This window comes from Candidatus Chloroploca sp. Khr17, assembly GCF_004138165.1.
GTDB lineage: Bacteria > Chloroflexota > Chloroflexia > Chloroflexales > Chloroflexaceae > Chloroploca.
On record NZ_RYFF01000026.1, the window covers coordinates 1 to 18,813 of the forward strand.

The 18,813-nt window shown below is 59.6% G+C and carries 14 protein-coding genes; 8 read left to right on the forward strand and 6 right to left on the reverse strand.

Translation table 11 applies throughout. The features are described 5' to 3' along the window. Both EKD05_RS15255 and tnpA read right to left on the reverse strand, forming a co-directional pair. On the reverse strand, positions 1 to 114 hold a 114-nt coding region (locus EKD05_RS15255; protein WP_165360756.1), incomplete at its 3' end, for a helix-turn-helix domain-containing protein. Positions 115 to 117: 3 nt separating this feature from the next. After that, complete coding sequence (gene tnpA, locus EKD05_RS15260; RefSeq protein ID WP_129674228.1) at positions 118 to 507, reverse strand: IS200/IS605 family transposase; 390 nt, start codon at positions 505 to 507, stop codon at positions 118 to 120. 630 nt (positions 508 to 1,137) lie between these two features. On the opposite strand from tnpA, the gene EKD05_RS15270 reads away from it, so the two are divergent. Further along, entirely contained in the window at positions 1,138 to 2,793 is a 1,656-nt protein-coding gene (locus EKD05_RS15270) for an IS1182 family transposase (RefSeq protein WP_129674232.1), read from the forward strand. A 261-nt stretch (positions 2,794 to 3,054) separates the two neighbouring features. Then, positions 3,055 to 5,760 carry a hypothetical protein gene (locus tag EKD05_RS15275; RefSeq protein WP_129674234.1) on the forward strand — a complete coding sequence of 902 codons (2,706 nt, stop codon included), beginning with the start codon at positions 3,055 to 3,057 and terminating at the stop codon, positions 5,758 to 5,760. A 110-nt stretch (positions 5,761 to 5,870) separates the two neighbouring features. Here the strand turns inward: EKD05_RS15275 and EKD05_RS15280 are convergent, their stop codons facing one another. Continuing rightward, positions 5,871 to 6,743, reverse strand: coding sequence for a DUF1028 domain-containing protein (locus EKD05_RS15280; protein ID WP_129674236.1), 873 nt, complete (start codon positions 6,741 to 6,743; stop codon positions 5,871 to 5,873). A gap of 52 nt (positions 6,744 to 6,795) precedes the next feature. Between EKD05_RS15280 and EKD05_RS15285 the strand changes: the two genes are divergently transcribed. Further along, positions 6,796 to 7,410, forward strand: a complete 615-nt coding sequence (locus EKD05_RS15285; protein ID WP_129674238.1) for a YigZ family protein — start codon at positions 6,796 to 6,798, stop codon at positions 7,408 to 7,410. A 634-nt stretch (positions 7,411 to 8,044) separates the two neighbouring features. Here the strand turns inward: EKD05_RS15285 and EKD05_RS15295 are convergent. After that, positions 8,045 to 10,030, reverse strand: a complete 1,986-nt coding sequence (locus EKD05_RS15295; RefSeq protein WP_129674240.1) for a UvrD-helicase domain-containing protein — start codon at positions 10,028 to 10,030, stop codon at positions 8,045 to 8,047. A gap of 21 nt (positions 10,031 to 10,051) precedes the next feature. Then, positions 10,052 to 11,851: a DEAD/DEAH box helicase gene (locus tag EKD05_RS15300; RefSeq protein ID WP_129674242.1), complete on the reverse strand. Its 1,800-nt coding sequence runs from the start codon at positions 11,849 to 11,851 to the stop codon at positions 10,052 to 10,054. 183 nt (positions 11,852 to 12,034) lie between these two features. On the opposite strand from EKD05_RS15300, the gene EKD05_RS15305 reads away from it, so the two are divergent. The 5 genes from EKD05_RS15305 (at position 12,035) to EKD05_RS15325 (ending at position 16,544) form a co-directional block, all read left to right on the forward strand. Beyond that, the gene (locus EKD05_RS15305) at positions 12,035 to 13,168 is read left to right on the forward strand and encodes an AI-2E family transporter (protein ID WP_129674244.1); all 1,134 of its coding nucleotides are present in this window, start codon (positions 12,035 to 12,037) and stop codon (positions 13,166 to 13,168) included. A gap of 18 nt (positions 13,169 to 13,186) precedes the next feature. Next, complete coding sequence (locus EKD05_RS15310) at positions 13,187 to 13,627, forward strand: DUF2231 domain-containing protein (RefSeq protein WP_129674246.1); 441 nt, start codon at positions 13,187 to 13,189, stop codon at positions 13,625 to 13,627. After that, the gene (locus EKD05_RS15315; RefSeq protein ID WP_129674248.1) at positions 13,627 to 14,289 is read left to right on the forward strand and encodes a 1-acyl-sn-glycerol-3-phosphate acyltransferase; all 663 of its coding nucleotides are present in this window, start codon (positions 13,627 to 13,629) and stop codon (positions 14,287 to 14,289) included. Before EKD05_RS15310 ends, EKD05_RS15315 begins: the two co-directional genes overlap by 1 nt. 226 nt (positions 14,290 to 14,515) lie before the next feature. Continuing rightward, a complete protein-coding gene (locus tag EKD05_RS15320; RefSeq protein ID WP_129674250.1) occupies positions 14,516 to 15,328 on the forward strand; it encodes an ABC transporter permease in 813 nt (270 codons plus the stop codon). A gap of 196 nt (positions 15,329 to 15,524) precedes the next feature. Next, entirely contained in the window at positions 15,525 to 16,544 is a 1,020-nt protein-coding gene (locus EKD05_RS15325) for an ABC transporter substrate-binding protein (RefSeq protein WP_240695803.1), read from the forward strand. A gap of 64 nt (positions 16,545 to 16,608) precedes the next feature. Here the strand turns inward: EKD05_RS15325 and EKD05_RS15330 are convergent, their stop codons facing one another. Next, positions 16,609 to 18,804: a hypothetical protein gene (locus EKD05_RS15330; RefSeq protein ID WP_129674254.1), complete on the reverse strand. Its 2,196-nt coding sequence runs from the start codon at positions 18,802 to 18,804 to the stop codon at positions 16,609 to 16,611. Positions 18,805 to 18,813: the final 9 nt, after the last annotated feature.

Consider the following 18,813-nt stretch of genomic DNA (forward strand, 5'->3'; position numbering starts at 1 on the left):
GCGCTCTGCGAGGCAATCGTTATAGAAGCGACGACACGTTTCAAGCGTGGCATCAAGCAGCCGCTCCTGGGCGCGGGAGGGATAGAGCCGGTAGCGAAAGGCTTTGCGCTCCATTGGCTAGAGTCCCTTTTGGGCGGCGATGTACCGCTGCACGGTTTCATTCGAGACGTTCCCGACCGTCGCGGCAAAGTAGGAGCGCGTCCAAAGTGACGGAAGTTTCCGCAAGACGGCATAACGTTCGCGTAGCTCGTGAGAGGTGAGACCCTTGACCGCCTTCACCACGTCGGCAGCCGAAACGCTCGGCCAAACGCGCACGAACAGATGGATATGATCGGGTTGGATCGCCAGCTCCACGATCTCCCATCCCTGCTCGGCGCACTTCTGCTCAATCAGCCGCCGACAGTCTACGGCAATCGCATCTTTGAGGACAGCCTTGCGGCGCTTCGGCGTCCAGACGAGGTGATAGAGGATGAGATGAACCCGGTGTTCGTCGCGCTGGTACTCCATCGCCCTGCCTTGCAGTTGTTGATTTCTATATTGACAGTATAGCAGAGAATGACAACAACCGCAAGGATGTTCGCTGTTCTGGCTAAAGCCAGCGAGAAACCCGCCTAACCGCACGCCCTAAAGGGCGGCGGCTTGCGGCGGGTTCCCGAAGGTCAATAGTGTCAACCACAACGGCACGGAGCAAGAAGATCTTGCCCCCACCAAAATCAACCTGAGATTGGTAGGCAACTCGTCCATTGCCCTCTGGCACTACCTGCTGAGGGTTTTCGAGGACGGAATCTACGAGGGACTGTGGGATCCTGCGATGCTCCATCTCCTCATGAGCGTGGTATGAGTAGGTAAAGCGAGGCACGGGTATTGCCTTCCACTGACGTTGCCTGCCACAACCTCCGAAGGCTCAGGGCGAGTTGCACGAGTGCCTGAGCATCTGAACGTAGGGTAGCACATCATTCGACCGGCGGCAACTGGCTGGCTGATCCCAACAGGGCTGATGCAAAGATACTGCTGGCAAACCCCTCCTCAGCGGGCTCCTGCGCTGATGGCGTCTGCGCAAAACCACCTCGTTTGTGCTATGCTTGGTCATACGAGCCGCAGACAGTTGGGTTGCTGCGTAGGGATTGGAGGTTACCGATGTCATTGCATGCCCCCCTGTTTTCCTGTATTCCGAACGAGACCGCACGGGTCGCCCATGCCGCCTTCCCCAAAGGCAATCCCTATATGCGGATGCGTGACACCCTTGGCCCGATCTATGCCAATCGCGATTTTGCCGACCTCTTTCCGAGGGACGGCGCACCCGCGCAAGCGCCGGCCCACCTTGCGCTCATCAGCGTGATGCAGTTTGCCGAGAACCTGTCTGACCGCCAGGCCGCCGACGCGGTGCGTGCGCGCATCGACTGGAAGTATGCCCTTGCCCTCGAACTGACTGACCCCGGCTTTGATGCCTCGGTGCTCTGCGACTTTCGTGCCCGCCTGGTCGCCGGAGGCGCGGAACAGCGTCTCTTTGAACAGATGCTCCTGCTGTTCAAAGAGCAGGGACTGGTTAAGGGCAAAGGCCGCCAGCGCACCGATGCCACCCATGTCTTGGCCGCCATTCACGTCCTCAATCGGCTCGAGTGTATCGGCGAAACCGTGCGTCACGCGCTTAATACCCTGGCGACCAGCGCCCCCGCATGGCTCACGTCCTGGGTGCCCGCCGAGTGGTATACCCGCTATGGACGCCGCATTGACGAATATCGCCTGCCTGAGGCCAAAGCCGACCGCTATGCCCTGGCAGAGGAATGGGGAACCGATGGTCGCGAGCTTTTGCATCGGCTCTGGGATCCGGCGACTGACCCAGCCCTGCGTGCATTGCCTGCCGTGCAGATCCTTCGCCTGGTCTGGCTCCAGCAGTTTTACGCCGAACCGCCCGAGGCACCGATGCGCTGGCGGGTGGCTGAGGATCTGCCTCCAGCCCCACAATTAATCTGCACGCCCTCTGATGTCGATGCCCGCTTCAGCAAGAAGCGCGAAACCAGCTGGGTCGGCTACAAGGTGCATCTGACCGAAAGCTGTGATGATGATGCGCCCCACCTGTTCACCGATGTGACCACCACGCCGGCGACCACGGCAGACAACACGATGCCTGCCATCATTCAGCAGCAGTTGGAGACGCGCGGCCTCGCACCCACCGAACACCTGGTGGATGCCGGCTATGTGTGTGCCGAGAACCTGCTGACGAGTCAGCAGGCGGACATCGATCTGGTCGGTCCAACCCCGCCCGAACCGGGCTGGCGGGCCAAGGCCAAGGAAGGGTTTGCGGGCTCTTGCTTTGTGCTGGATTGGGACGCGGAGCAGGCGACCTGTCCGCAGGGACAGGTGAGCCGCAGCTGGACGGCGAGTGCGGATCACGAGGGCCGGCCCTCGGTGGCCATCCGCTTTGACAAGTCAACCTGTGCCGCATGTCCGGCACGCACCCCATGCCTGGGAAACGCGCAGGGGCCGCGCTCCTTGCTGGTGCATGAGCGAGCGCACTATGAAGCGCTCCACGGGGCCCGCACGCGCCAGCAGACCGAGGCCTTCAAGACCGTGTATGCCGACCGGGCGGGGATTGAGGGCAGTATCTCGCAAGGGGTACGGGTCAGTGGGATGCGCCAGTCGCGCTACATCGGCTACCTGAAGACGCGCCTGATGCACTTCCTGGTTGCGGCCGCGCTCAATTTCATACGGGTTGCGGCATGGCTGGCCGAGGTGCCGCAGGCGCGCACGCGCACCTCGGCCTTTGCGCGCTTGGCGCCGGTCGCGACGTGAGCGCGTCTCCCAGGAGGGGTTTGCCAGCAGTATCATGCAAAGTCCCAGGAGGATTAGATAAAGTCCGCAGATGACGCAGATTACGCAGATGCGGAAGCTGTAATCTGCGTCATCTGCGGACGATCGAAATGACGTTGCAACAGCCCTGGAAGTGACCGTTACGATCAGTCGCGTTGCACTACCAAGCACATTCTAATGCTTTACATAATACGAACTGAGTGCTAAGATAAGCATACCAGCCTGACTCCAAAGGAGGGGTCCATGCTTTCCCGAACAGTGCGTGCCAGTTTGTTCATCATTGTCGTTGCGTTGCTGAGCCTGGTGGGTTCGTTGCTGTTGCGGTTGCCGGTCGGAAGTACGTTGGCGTTGGTTTCCGGTGCGTCACGTGCGGAAACCGAGGGCTCCCCTGGCCCGGCGGTGTCTCTGGCCAATACCCCCGACCCACCTGCGCATCCGGTGAAGCTGATCTTCATTCATCATTCGACGGGCGGCAACTGGCTGGCTGATCCTAATGAGGATCAGCCCTATGGTGGTCTGGGCCGGGCTTTGATGGAGAATAACTATTTTGTTAGTGCCACCAATTATGGCTGGGGGCCTGATCAGATCGGGAGCAATACCGATATTCCCAACTGGCCCACGTGGTTTACTGGCCCCAACCGCGATACCATCCTGGCGGCACTCTTTGCCGAAAATGACCAGCATATCTGCAACCCGACCTCGCCCTCGGACGATTGTTTTGGAGCCTGGCCGCGCCTTGCCTCTGACCCCGGCGGCGAAAACCAGATCGTCATGTTCAAGTCCTGTTTTCCCAATTCCGACCTGGGCGGCAACCCCGACGATCCACCGGCCTCAACGCCAAACGAAGATTACACGGTCGCCAATGCCAAAGCTGTCTATAATGACCTGCTTGCCTATTTTGCCACCCGCCAGGATAAGCTCTTTGTCGTTATCACGGCACCGCCCTTGATGCAGGGTGATACCAGTGCCGAACATGCGCTCAATGCCCGCGCCTTTAATACGTGGCTGGTCAACACCTGGCTCGTCGACTATGCTCATCGCAATGTGGCGGTGTTCGATTACTACAATGTTCTGACCAGCAATGGCGGCGACGTGGCTACGAATGATGCGGGTGCCGAGACAGGCAATCATCACCGCTGGTGGAACGGCGCGGTGCAACACCTGCAAACGGTCAACAATAACTACGCAGCCTATCCGAGCGGCGATAGCCATCCGACGACGGCCGGGCATCAAAAAGCTACGGCGGAATTTGTGCCGCTGCTCAACGTCGCGTACCATCGCTGGCAAAGTGATAGCCCACCGACCGATTCCAGGGTATACCTGCCGAGCATATTGAGACAGGCTGCATCCCAGCCGCCTGCATGTGCCGTGCCGCTGACCGGTGTCACTATCACCGGCCCGACCACTGGTGTTACTAATACGGTCGCCACTTTTACTGCGAATCTTCTGCCAGCGAATGCGACCACGCCCATTGCCTATACCTGGTCGCCGGAACCCCAAAACGGGCAGCATACAACCAGCGCAACGTATCAATGGGCTACTGTTGGCAGCAGAGCGATCAACGTCACGGCCAGCAACTGCGCTGGTGCGCATACCGCCAGTGCTGATCATACGATTACCATTCAGCCGCCAGCGGGCGATGGTTTGGTGCAACTGCAGGACTTCACCTATCTGGGCGCATTCCGGTTGCCCGGCGATGATGCCGACCCGCCGCGCACCTTGGCCTATGGCGGCAATGCGATGACCTTCAATCCCGATGGTGACAGTCCCAACACGGATGCTTTTGGTGGGTCACTCTTTCTGACGGGCCATGATCGGACCGATACATGGCTGAATGGCAGCCAGTTTGCCGAAATTGCGATCCCCGTCCCGGTCAACTCACGCAATGTGGATGATTTGCCCTATGCCGATCTTCTGCAGGGCTTTGCGAATGTGACCGACGGGCATTTTGTCGCCTTGAGCACCGTGCCCAAAGTGGGCATGCAATACCTCGCGCACCCGGATACCGGCCCCAGGCTCCATCTCACCTGGGGGCAACACTTGCAGCAACGCGAAGACTTTCTGCCCTCTCAGGCGTGGATCAATCCCGATCTGGCGCATCCTGATTTTCAGGGTGAGTGGTTTATTGGTGATCAAAACCCCAACAGTGTCAATGGGTATCTGTTCGATCTTCCCACTGACTGGGCTGATCTGCATGTGCAAGGCGGTTACCTTGCCACTGGCCGCTTTAGCCCCGGTGGGCTCGGCGGCATGGGGCCAGCCCTGATCGCCTATCGTCCCTGGCTAGCGGGCGGCGTCGCACCGGTATCGGGCACACATCTGCTGGAAACACCGTTGCTGCTCTACGAAAGCGCGATGCAAACCAGCGTCATCACACGCAGCCTGAACAATTATCAGCATGCCGATGCATGGGAAGGTGGTGCCTGGCTTACCACCTCATCGGGCAAAGCAGCCGTGCTTTTTGCGGGCACCAAAGCAACCGGCAGTCGCTACTGGTATGGTTACATTCACCCAACCGACCCGTCTGCGGCGTGCGTGGATATGGCTGTCATTGGGGACTTCTGGCCCTGTCGGTTGGCGAATGGCGACGAATGTCCGGCATCAGAAGTTGTGCATTGCTGTACCGAAGGTGTGGACTGTGTCAGTGCGCGTGGGTGGTGGAGCACGCGCCACGATGCTCAATTGATTCTCTACGATCCGGGCGATCTGGCCGAGGTTGCTGCGGGCACCTTGCAAGCCTGGGAGCCGCAGCCGTATGCGGTGCTTGACATTGATCAGTATTTGTACTTTGCCCCTCCTGAGTGGGATGTCTTTGAGCTAGGTTGGGGCGATCAGCGGCGCAACCGCATTGGCGACGTCGCCTTTGACCGACAAAACGGCTACTTGTACGTGGTGGAACTCTATGGCGATGGGGCCGTGCCGATCGTTCACGTTTGGCACGTGCAGTAGCGGGGGGCTGCGGTCCATGCTTGTGCAGGCGAACATGACCAGCTTTGTTGGTCATGTTCGCCTGCACAAGCGCGATTCTTAGGGGTCTGCGGCCCTGGATGCAAGCAAGCTCAACCCTGCTTGCGGCGCATAAAATCGAGCACCAGCGGGTCGATTTTATGCTCATCGAGACTGGTGAGGCGCATTTCGAGATTTTCAACCCCGCCGTAGGTCTCAAGGGCGCTGCGGGTTAGGGTCTCGAACTTGCCATCAGCAGGGCCGCCGTAATAGCCCGCCTCGCTGAGCATCGTCTGGATCTCGCACGTCAATTCGGGCGTAATCGGCAGCAGCGTGGCCGGATCTGACGTGGTAAGATAGAGCCGATGGAGTCGGAGGAGGCGTTCGAGTTCAACAATCGGATCTGGGTGATCGTCAACGCGCAAATCGACATAACGATCATGATTGCCACCATAGGCACCGCCAGCGCGTGCGACATAGAGTGCGGCGGCCTGGCGCCCGCGGCGATCACCGCCGGCAGCTTCACCGGCAGCCAGCGCAATGACCAGGCGTTCGGCGAGTTCACCCTGGGCCATTTCAAAGGCCTCGGCGATCGCCTCGGCGACCCTGGCCCCGGCGAGGATATTGCCTTGCACGGTATAGCCAGCGCCGAGATAGTGCCCTGCCCAGGGCATGCAAGCACTGCCGGTGTAGGCGGCAACTCGGCCTTGGGCATCAACGATGCCGAGCTGGCGCTGATCGCGCCCAGGATCATCGGCAATCAATTGGTCACAGACCTGTTCGGCTGAGAGCCCCTCGGCCAGCAGTTTTAGCCCGTCGGGGCCATAGCGAATATTGGCCCATGCCTGGGTGGCAAGGCCACCGACACCGGCCTGGGCCCAGGGGACAACCGAGCCAACGGCAAGAAACTTGGATTGAACCGCCACACCAACATCGCCCTGCTCAGGATCGAAGGCAACGATGGAAAAGGTGGCAACTGGTTGCATGTTTGTCCCTTTCTCTGAACTTCTGCGTAGTATAGCATATTGGAACATCCTGATGAGTCGCGAAACCCGCTATCCTATTCCTGCCGCACGTGCCACCACCGAGTTGATGGTCACCAATTCACGCTTCATCAGTCGTGCGGGCTATACCCCCGACGTGGACGCGGCCAAAGCCTTCATTGCGGCCATTCGTACCGCCGAGCCCGACGCGACGCACCACTGTTTTGCCTACCTGGTCGGCTACGGAGCCAGCGTCACCGCCGGTATGAGCGACGACGGCGAGCCCTCGGGCACCGCCGGACGCCCGATGCTCGCCGTGTTGCGCGGGGCCGATCTGGGCGATGTCACCGTTGTTGTAACGCGCTACTTTGGCGGAACCTTGCTTGGCACTGGAGGCTTGGTACGCGCCTATAGCGATGCGGTGCGGGCTGTGCTTGCTGTGTTACCCCGCGGCGAACACGTCGTCTTGCAGCGCCTGCGCATCGAAATAGACTACAGCCTCTATGCAACCGTGCGCCGCATCCTCGAACACGCCCAGGCGTTGATTGATGACGAAGTCTTTGGGGCGACCGTCGTCATCATGGCACGCCTGCCCGTCACGGACGTTGATCGCATCAGCGCGCACCTGGCCGAAAGCACCGCGGGTCAGGTACAGCTAGTTTTGACGTAAGGCAAGGTTTCAGAATGGCCCGATCAGCTTGACCGTTTGGTAGCACCGGCTGGAAGCCGCTCAGGAAGCCCCACCGGCTGGAAGCCGGTGCTACCCACCTGGTGGCGGACGCCTTTACCGCAACGATTGTGCAGCGGTCAGGAAGTCCCACCGGCTGGAAGCCTAGGGCGATTGCATCATATGAAACCGGATAAAAAAGACGCTCTATGTGGCAGCATGTGCATGCAACCAGCGGCGCAAACGGCGGCACCCGGCAACAACGAGGCGCCCGCAAGGGCACCCGCAAGGGCACCCGCAAGGGCACCCGCAAGGGCACCCGCAAGGGCACCCGCAAGGGCACCCGCAAGGGCACCCGCAAGGGGTGCCCCTACAGGGCCGGGGGCCGGGATCGGTGTAGGGGGCACCCCTTGCGGGTGCCCTGGTGGGGTGCATGCACGGAAGATGCAATCGCCCTGCTGGAAGCCGGTGCTACCCACCTGGCGGACGCCTTTACCGCAACGATTGTGCAGCGGTCAGGAAGTCCCACCGGCTGGAAGTCGGTGCTACTGTCTGTGAATGGTCAAGCTTGTTTGAAACCTTGTCCAAAGGCGCAAAGATCTCAAGTATCGCGACTTTCCTGGGTGCGTGGGTGCTTTTACGTGTGGGGCTCCCCTAGCGCACTCGGCACTTCGCCCACATAGGTTACGACCAGGCGCTGGCCTGCACGGGTCATCGCCATATAGAGCTTGCGGGTATTATCGCGGATCTGCTCGGCTCGTTCCTCTTCAGATAACCGCAGGCTCCCTTCGGCTTCAAGCAGACGATGGATGCCGACAAGAAAGACAATCGGGCTCTCCAGGCCAGTCGCTGAACCAAGTTGGCAGACGCGGATCTGTTCCGGCTGCACTCCTTCTTTGGGATGGGTCACATGCGCCGTCCCAAATTCAGCCCTGAGTCGGGTGAGCAGCCGGTTCGCGCCTTGCCAGTCGGCGTGCAAAATCAAGATATGCTCAAGCGGTGTCTCAGCCGCAACCAGTGCCTTGACCTCCTTGACGACCCGCGTGAGTTCATCCTGTTCACTGGTGAGGGCAACGACGTTAGGCGGCAAGCCACTCGGCGTTTGCTGCACATTGGCGGCAATGAGTGCCTCTTCATCGTCGGGTAGGCGGTGCTGATAGAAGCGGGTCGCAAAGGCCAGAATCTCTCTGGTTGTACGATAACACCGGTCAAGACGGCGGGTATGACCACGTACATTGAAGCCACTGGCGAGCCATGATTGGCGTCGTTTGAGGAAGCCCTGGGTCGGATCGGCGACCAGAAAAATCTGCCCCCGCTGCACTGGCAAAACGCGCTTGATAATCGCAAACCAGATCGGGGCAAAAAACTGAGCCTCGTCAATCAAGATAACATCATAGGTTGGTATGTGCGGGTCTTCTTCGATCAAAGCGCGCCAGATACGGCGCGGCACATCACCAAAATCGAGCCTTTCTTTTGCGTTCAACAGGTGCTGATAGGTCAGAATCGCCTCGTACACGCGGTCACGCATCGATTCTTTGAGCGCAAAGCCGCGGCCACTGCGATCGGCCTCGCGATAGCCCTGGCGTGTCGTAATCAAACGATCTTTGAGCCAATCAATTTCGCTCTTGAAGAGATCAAGCGAAATCGACGTATCGGCGAGGTGTTGCTGCCAGGCTTGCTGCAGAAGCGCACGCTGTTCATACTCTTTGATCAAACGCGGCCTGGGCGATGCAGGCCAATACGTGAAGCACCACCCCAAAAAAGTTCGCCATTCGACGCCCTGATCGCCCCCGCTTAAGACGCGATACCGATGCTGGAGATCGCGGATAAGGGGACGATTGTGGGTCAAGACGAGCATCCGCTTGCGCGGAAAAAACTGACGGAGCAAGCGCGCTCGATAGAGCAGGAGCAGTGACTTGCCGCTGCCTGCTACACCATTGACAAGTTGCAGGTGCAACTCGTGGCTGGCTTCTTCAGCCTCTTCGGAGAGGGCAAGATCATATTTGAGCACCCACTCTTGCTGGTAACTGAGCAGATATTCGGTCAGCACTGGTTCGGTGGCGCGCACCAGTGGTTGGCGGATGGTAAGCTGGGAAGGAACAATGATCTCTGGACTAAAGGCGCGTCGCAAGCGCTCGAAATGCTCGGGTGTGCAGCGCGAACCAAGCCGGGACACGAGCCAGGGTAAAAACGCCTCACTAGTCAGATCCTCGCGGGCACCCCAGACAACGCCTGGTGGAGGGTCGCCCAGGGCCGCCTGCAGATCGACGACCGGTATGCCTGGGAAGAGGATGAGGCCAGGAATGGATGCGAGGGCATCGGCAACATCCAGGTGCGTCCGAAACTGATTGAGGGCCTCTGTTTCCGTGGTTCCGGGCACGATAGCTTCGGCAAAGAGACCTTGCTGATGCGCCTGACGCAGATCGGTGAGGGTGGCAGGGACGACAGTGATCAAGGCGCAGCGCTCTTCCTGCGTATAGACCAGGAAGGAAGGCCCGTGATCCTGGATAGTCAGCCGTTGCCAGATAACAAAACTCTCAGGAAGTTGTTTGAGGAGCCGAAAGACGCGAATCGTTTCGCGTGGATATGAGCCAACCGGATGTTCGGGAAGAATCTTTGCCATAACGGTTTCGTAACGCTGAGCTCAGGTGATGCTCGGGTGGGCGCAACTGGCAAGCAGATCACGCCATAATTCAAGCCCGTGTTGTGATGTTGCCTCACCAGGGCGCGCCTCAAGCACGTGACGACTGCCCACGATAATCAATTTGTGACGTGGGCGCGTGATCGTCACATTGAGACGTTCAGGTTGGAAGAAAAAATCGGCCACGTCAGTGACAAACCTCGCATCGGAACTCGTCAGTGACACAATGATCACATCGCGTTCCTGGCCTTGCATGCGTTCAACGGTATCGATCACCAGCGCACGGCGCTCTGCATTATGCTCGGGCAGGGCCTGACGCAACCGATTGCGGATGGCCCGACTCTGGGCGCGGTAAGGTGTCACCACGCCGATTTCGGCAGGCGCTACTCCGCACGCCAGCAGGGTAAGGATGAGCTCAACCACGAGTTGCGCTTCCTGTTCATTGCGCGTGGTGGCGTTCCGATGCCCAAGATCAACAAAGACCTTCGGCGTGGCTGGATCAAGAATGTTGGCAAAGCGCTCGGGCGGCTGCGCATAGCTGATGCGCCGCGAACCGATGCCTTCGGCGGGCACCAGGCGTCCCGCATAAAAGGTCGTGCTTGGCCAGGCGGCCAGCACATCGTTGAGGCGATAGGTCTCTTCGAGCATCGTATCGAAGCCACGGTCAACTAGCACACCAAAGACCGAATCGCGCAGCATCTTGTCGCCATAGCGCGTCGCCAGGACGGGCGGTAGTTGCTGATGATCACCCACGAAAATGGCCCGCCGCGCCACGAGCATCGCCATAATCGCCAACGGGAGCGTGATCTGACTCGCTTCGTCAATGATCACCGTCTCGAATTCGACCCCCTGCAACCGACGTGTGCGGGTGGCAAATGGCGTTGCGCCAACAATATACGCCCCGGAGAGATCGCAGAGCGGCGACGAGTCGAAAGTGGCATAATGTTCGACCTGTAGTCCATCGGCACGGGACTCATGCCCGATCTTCACCGCCGTGACCGGTGTTGCATCCTCGCGTGAGGCGAGCTCGGCCAGTTTATTCAAGGCATTGGCGATCGCCCGATGGGTAAAGCACGTCACCAGGACGCGTTCGCCATCTTCGGCCAAGAGTTGGGCGAGGCGGGCCAGCACCACCGTCTTGCCGGTTCCCGGAGGCCCCTGAACCAGGTAGGCAAGATCGCTCGCATACGCCGACGCAACCGCATCGGCTTGCTGCGTGTTAAGCCCCCACTGTTCAGCCCGCTCAAGGGCATATTCAAAGCGTTCGAGATCAAGGCTTGGCCGGATCTGCCCGGTGAGCAAGGGCAGCACTCGTTCGCGACCAGCTGCCGTATCGGCGGCTTCGTCAAGTGCCTCCAGGATGTAATCGCTCACATTGAGGTAGCCCTCATCGAGCACCCAGCCATCGGGTTGAGCGACAAAGTCAAACGCCGTGATCCCTGGTGCATCAGTCGAGACAAGCAGATCCGTCTCTTCATCAAGCTCGAGCGTGACAAGGAAGTTTGGCTCGGCGAAAGGGTCGCCGCGGCTCAAACAGAGCATGTCGCCCTCACGAAAACGTGATTCGTTGCGACGACAGCGTAGCTCAACCAGACCGTCAGGGTGAACCTTGACGATCGTGACAGCATCAATCGCCCGCCCTGCTGCAACCCGTTTCATCAGCGGCTGAGACCAGAGATGCTCGATCTGCCGGGTTGCTTCGCTCGCCTCGGCCCGCACCAGGCGGGCTAATTCGGCAATGAAATCATGCAAAACGGCATCATCGGGAGGCAAGGGAAGTCGGCCAGCGTCGGGGGTCAACATAGCGCAACTTTCTCAACATGAAGAGGGCACGTAAATGCTCTGCTTGCCTCCGAATATAGCATGCCTTGCGCTGAGAAGCAACATGATACAATCGCATCGCCGTCTTGGCAAAACGCTGTACAATAGGGAACGGTTCACACGTGGCGGGCCTTGGTATGGGTACGCTTGAGAGGATGATCATAGATGGAGCAGAAGCCTGACCGTCGTTCACCACTGGATCTGGTTAGTCCAGGGTTGGTTGCTATCGGCATTCGTAGCTGGCTCTATCTCGGGGTCGCTGCGTTTGCCATCGCGGTGTTGTTCATTATGAGTGCGATTGGGAGCCTGGTGGTGCCGCTGGTTCTAGCAACCGTCATTGCGATGCTCTTCTATCCCCTGGTTGATTGGCTTGAGGCCCGGCGCGTACCTCGCCTGTTCAGTGCGCTCGGGGTGATGGCATTGCTTGGGGTGATTCTGGTGGGGGCGCTCTGGTTGGCGGTTCATGGCATTCTTGGTCAGGGTGACCAGATCGGCAAACTTGTGCTGTCGGGCTTGCAAGCCCTTGAGCGATGGACATCTGATGCCGATCTGCCGGTTGGCTTGTTTGACTGGGCGGTGACCAATGCACTGAATGCCGTGCCGCAGGTTGCGGCGGGTGTCGGCTCGTTCTTTACGGCCAGCTTTGCGGGTATGATCGGGCTTTTTATGGGCCTTTTTCTTGGTGTTTTCTTGCTTTATTATTTGCTAATAGATTGGCATGGTATTGTGGGCTGGCTAGCCCGGAATATTGGTCTGGCCCCTGCGTTGGGGGAAGTCGTGATCGCCAATACGACGAATGCGGTGCGGCGCTATTTTTATGCGCTGACCCTTTCGAGTATGGTCGTGTCGGTCTCAATTGGCAGTACAATGGCGCTGCTTGGTTTGCCACTGGCCGTGACGATTGGTCTGGTGACGATGGTAACGTCATATGTGCCCTATCTGGGGGCGATTGTTTCGGGCATCTTCGCCTTTCTCGTCGCGCTCGGGTCTGGTGGTGTGGGTTCGGCCATTACGGTGCTCTTTGTGGTACTGCTGATGCAGAATATTATCCAGACGATTATCCAGAATAAGCTGGCGAGCTCGCAGCTTCGGTTGCATCCTCTCGTGACGTTCATTGCGACGATTCTCGGCGGGATCCTGGTGGGCATTCTTGGGGCGATGCTTGGGACCCCTGCCGCAGCAGCGATCATCCGTGCCCGCGAGGATATTCTGCGTCTCCGCGATCCGCAGGAAGCCGAGCAGGCGCTTGCTGCCGCTGTGCCAGTCGTGATCGCTGCTGATCCGGATCCGTCGCGCTGAAGATTATGAGCATGGCCTATGTATGTGTTGCATCCGATCACGGTTCATTTTCCGATCGCCCTCTTGCTTGTCAGTACGCTCTTTACGTTCTTTGCCCTGCGGCAGGTGCGGGGCGCATGGGTGACAAGCGCGTATCATTGCCTGCTTGTCGGTTGGTTCGCTGGTGTGGTTGCGGTGCTCACGGGCCTGTTTGATGCGGCACGGCATCTGACTGGGCCTGATGCGTTGTACACGAATGAACTGATTGGTCAGGTGAATGCGCATGCCTTTACCAGTATCGCGGCCCTGCTTGTCTATGGGTTGGCTTTGCTGCGTCATCGTCGCCAACCCGATCTGCTTGAGGATGCCGAAGCACGACGCGGCTATCTTCGTCTTCATGTGCTTGGTGCGGCGCTCTTGATGGTGGGTGGATGGCTTGGTGGCTACCTTGTTTATGTTGCTGGTCTGGGGGTACGCTAATGTTTGTCCAGTTTGCGTATGGGTTGCTCTATCTCTGGCTTGGTTTTATGCGTCTGATTGGCTGGTTTCGCTGGAGTGTGGAGGGCATCGAGCGGTTGCCTCCCCGTGAAGCCGGCGGCATGATCATCGCGATGAACCATGTTCACTGGATTGATATTCCGATTATTGGGGCGATGCTCCCGTTTCGCTATCGTCTCTCGTGGATGGGCAAAGCGGAGCTTTTTCAAAACCCAGCGACAGGTTTGTTATTTCGTGCGATGGATGTGGTGCCGATCAAGCGCGGACAGCGCGATCTGGCGGCCCTTGATGCGGTGGTGGCCGCCCTGCGGGCCGGCAAGGTTCTGTTGATCTTCCCCGAAGGTACCCGCGGGCGAACGGGTGTTTTGCGAGCTGGGCGCGGGGGCACGGTGCGCATTGCCATGCAGGCCCAGGTGCCGATTGTGCCTGTGGCGTTGACGGGCACTGAACTGGGTTTTTGGGGGACAATCAAGCGCCGTCCGGTGCATGTGACGATCGGTGAGCCGTATCGCATTGAGGTGCCCGTGGGGACGAAAATCCCGGCGGATCAGATGGCCCGGTTGACCGATGATTTGATGAGGCGCATTGCGCTCCTCTTGCCCGAGGAGCGACGGGGGATCCATGCGCCCAAGCTGGCCGAGTAGGGCTACGCTGAAAATGGGGGAACCTGGTTCCCCCATTTTCAGCGTAGCCCTCTGACCAGAGCACCGTCGGGCTGAAGCCCTCGGCTACGGGTCGCGAAGGCCGGCTTCGCAGACGGTAGCCGAGCCGTTGACGACGACGGCGACCCTGGCGAGCTGACTTTGCCTTAGCCCTAAGCTGGCCGAGCGTGAGGAGTGATGAGGATCGGTTTCGTGGTACGATACGAGCATGTCGAATCGTGCTCTTTCACGTGATCTGCGGGCAACGCCACGCGTTTCCGCATGGCTGTTCCGTCTCTTGCGCCGGTATGCCGCTGCCCTGGGGCTGATGGTGTTGCTGCTGAGCGTGCTCGAGTGGGGCCTCCCTGCGGCTGGTGTGCCTCGCTATGTGCTGCCTACACCGTCGCAGGTCGTGGCAAGCTTTGGTGATCCGCGGGGCGATCTCTTTGGGCACGCCTGGGCGACTGCGTCGGCAGCCTTGCTTGGGTTAAGTCTTGGTGCGGCGATGGGGCTGTTGCTTGCCGTCGCGTTTGTGCATGCGCGCCCGGTCGAGGATGCCTTCTATCCGTGGGTCTTGCTCTCACAGGCGGTGCCTGCGGCGGCCCTTGCGCCACTTTTGACGATCTGGCTGGGCAATGGCCTTGCGCCACGGGTGGCGATGGCGGCCCTGTTTGCCTTTTTTCCGGTGCTGGTCAGTGCGGCACGTGGGTTGCGCGATCTCTCGCCCGAACAACTGGCCTTGATGCGTTCGTGGGGGGCGCATTCCTGGCAACTCTTGTGGCATTTGCGCATTCCTGTAGCCTTGCCAGCCATCTTTGCCGGGCTCAAGGTTGCGGCGGCGCTGGCGGTGGTTGGTGCGATCGTCAGCGAGTTGGCCGGGAGTGGGCGCGGCCTCGGTTTCCTGGTCAGCGTTGCAAGCTATCGCCTCCAGACGGATCGCGTCTTTGCGGCGGTTGTTCTGGCTGCCCTGATTAGCCTGTCGCTGCATGGGGCGATTGCGCTTGCCGAGCGCCTGATTGTCTTCTGGCGACGCCCTGGCTAGGATACCATTTCAGCGTGCAGATTTTGGATTGCAGATTGCCACCTGTGGTCTTCCAATGCGCCCTGGCCACACGGCCTATTGGCATAACATATTCGTTGCCGCAAAAGAACGCAAAGAAACGCAAAAAACAGGGAGACCTGATGTGCGTTGGTGTCCAATGGTGAAAGGTTGGCCTATGTCGCGGGCAGTGAGTTCTATGGTTGGGTTGGTTGTCTTCGTAGGGGTGCTTGTCGTCGGTTGTGGCGCGCCAGCGCAGCCTGCTGTCTCGGTGGTGCCTGATGGCCCCGAGCAGCCAGTCGTCAGCATGCGGTTGCAGTGGTTTCCGCAGTGGCAGTTTGCTGGTTATATCGTGGCGTTGCTCAAGGGCTATTATGAGGAGGCCGGCCTTGAGGTGACGCTTCACCCTGGCAGCCCTGATATGGTGCCGTTGCCGCTGGTGGCGGCTGGTGCTGATGATTTTGGCAGTACCGGGGCCGATACAGTGCTTCTGGCGCGTGAGCAGGGGATTGATGTCGTGGCCCTGGCAACCTGGTTCCAGGCGAGTCCGGTTGCGTTTATGGTGCATGCCGACGCGGGGATCGCTGGTCCTCAAGATTTTCCAGGACGCACCATTGGCATGTTCTACGGCGATAATGTCGAGACCGAGTATCTGGCGTTGCTGGCGGCCACCGGGGTAGACCGCACGCAGATCACCGAGATCCCGGGCGATTATAATATCGCACCGTTTCTTGAGCGTCGGGTTGATGTTTGGCCGGTTTATGCGACTGATCAGCCTTTTACGGCCCGCCGTGAAGGGGCCGAGGTTGATCTGATTCTCGCGCGGGACTATGGTGTCCAGATGATGGGTGATACGCTCTTTACCACGGCGGCGTTTGCGCGGGATCATCCTCGTACGGTGCAGGCCTTTGTTGCCGCTACCCTTCGTGGATGGCAGGATGCAATTGCCAATCCTGAGGAAGCAGTCGATCTGATTTTAACGTATAATCCTGAACTTGACCGTGATCAACTCGTCTTTGAGGCTGCCGAGACGATTGTCCTGTTGCAGCATGGCCCCGGCGAGCGCTGTGTTGGCTTTAGTGACCCCGACGTGTGGGCGGCGCAGGCGACCCTGCTGACCGAGCTCGATCTGTTGCGGCAACCAGTGGCTTTGCCTGATGTCCTGCTCAATCAGCCCTTGCTTGATTTCTATGCGGCGCAGGGGCTTGGGTGCGAATAAGTTTTTGATGCAGCAAGGCACGGCCAGTTCTGCTGGCCGTGTCTTGCTGCATCGAAAGCGATCTTTAGCGTGTCGGGTAGATCTGACCGACAAACCAGGTTCCCGAAGAGACCCAGGCGAGGTTGTCGTCGCTGCCAGCCCAGCCCTGGTTGACAAAGAAGGAGCGTTGGAATTCGGTCTTCCAGCTACAGTTGCGCCCGAAGATGTTACACGAACGGACGCGGCGGGTGCGTTCGGCATAACCGTAGGCCAGTGGGTAGTGGCTGAGCCAGCCGGTACCGATGATCGCCGGGGTTCCCCGTAGGACGATGGAGTCACGGGCGGCGTTGCGGAACCGGTCACGTTTGATGCCGACCGAACTGTAGTCAGTGCGCAGCGGATTGGGGCTGCGATTCTGGAGGTACCGCCGTGCATCGCTCATGCGCCACGGGAACGTAGCCCCGTTGCCGGCTGCGCAGAAGGTGCCGATCCGCTCACGGATCTCCCAGGTCATCGTCGCAACGCCTTGCTGTTCGGTGGTAAGCGGGTTGTTCATCCGCGGTGGCGCGATAGCCGCTGGCGAGCCGGTCGCAAAGCCTCCGGTACGGTAGATGCCTTCACTGCCGACCCACGGGGCGACGTTGTTGTGGGCTTGCTGGTCAACCCAGCCAAAGAGCATCGCCCAGGCGGTGGCGCCGCAGCCGCTGACGCAGCGTGACGTATTGGGGCCTTCGTCGCGGCGGAGTTGGCGGTAGATCCGCTGGTCGGCATTCGTTCCGGCCCACCAGAAGCGCCACGGCCCCCAACTCTGGGCAAGTTGCCCCCCTGACTGGGCAAACGGGTCGCGGGTTGCTCTGTTGCCCACAAGGGCGAGCGGGAGATAGAGACGGTTGGGTAGGGTGCTAATAATGAAGAAGGTGAATTGCTCGCTGGTGTTGTCTTCATAGGTAACGGTCGCCATCAGTTCGACGTCAGTGCCTGGCCGATCCGCGATAACTGTGATGCGATAAAAGGGGAGCGGGCCTTCGTTCTCCACCAACTCGCCTTCAACTAATGTTTCGCCAGGGCCACTCAAGGCCACGGTTGGCGTGGCGGCTAATGCGCTTGCCGCGCCTGTCTCAGCAACGAGCGGCAAGTGGTAGATATCGCCAACACGGAGGCCAAGGCCAAACGTGCTGGCCTCGCGTTCAAACGTCCAGGCCTCGGCAGCTAGATCACGCAAATTGGCAATATATGGCGTATAGGCTTCGGTATAGCCCGCCTTGAGCGCTTCCCACGACTCCCATTCGGCCAAACTAAAGCCGTCGGGTAGGGCCGGACCATCCGGGGTGCCAGGGCCACGCTCGATGGTCGTGCCTTCGCCACCTTCGGGATCAGGGCTCCATTCCATCATACTATCTTCGGTGAAGGTCTGGTGAAGATCGGGCGAGGCACCAACGATGCGCACCAGTTCTGAACCGAGGGTTGCTACGACTTCCCCCTTTGGCCCTTGCGCTGCATAGGCGAGCGTATCAAGCTTGAAGAACCGTTCGGGCGCAGCCTGACCATTTGCTTGGGCCTGGGCACGCATCTGCTCGGTTAGCGCAGGGCCTTCACTATGCCAGTGAGGGATGGGCAGATCGTGCTCGCCAGTGGCGAGGATCACAAAGCCCGCCGGTATGTCTGCTGGAGGGGGGGCCTGGTTGGGTTCAAGCTGTTGGCCCAGCGTCGGAGTACCAAGTACCTCGATTTCGTAGTAGGCAGGCACATCACCAAGATCGGGGCGATAGAGCGGTCGGGCCACCGTGCCCAGGCGGGCCTCGGCCCAGTTTGGCACAAGCGGGCTGCCCCGTAATTCGGCGACAAACGTCGCGGCACGGCGTAAGAGCGCCGCTGGCACAATGCGTAACCCGGGTTCGACCAGGAGTTGCACCTCGGCTTGTTGGGCAAACTCACCGGTGAAACAGGTGCCATCCGAGAGCGCGGCACAGACGCTGAGGGTTGCTGGGCCTGCTTGGGCGTCGAGGGGCACCTCGAGGGTGCGGGTAAATGAGCCAGCTACGGCTGGGCCAAGATCGGCAACCCTGCCCCCATTCCACAGGGCCGTGAGATCGATCTGCGGCGTAAACCCAGCGAGCGTCAGCGTCAGGCGCATCCCCGGCGTAACGACGGAACGATTCACCGCCAGACTCGGCGGTTGACTCTGAGCTGCAACTGGGACGTTGCCAATCAGCATGGCAACGACAAGCAAGCTACTGATCAACAAGGGCACGAACTGTTTTGGAAGAGCATATCTGGGCATCAAATTCTC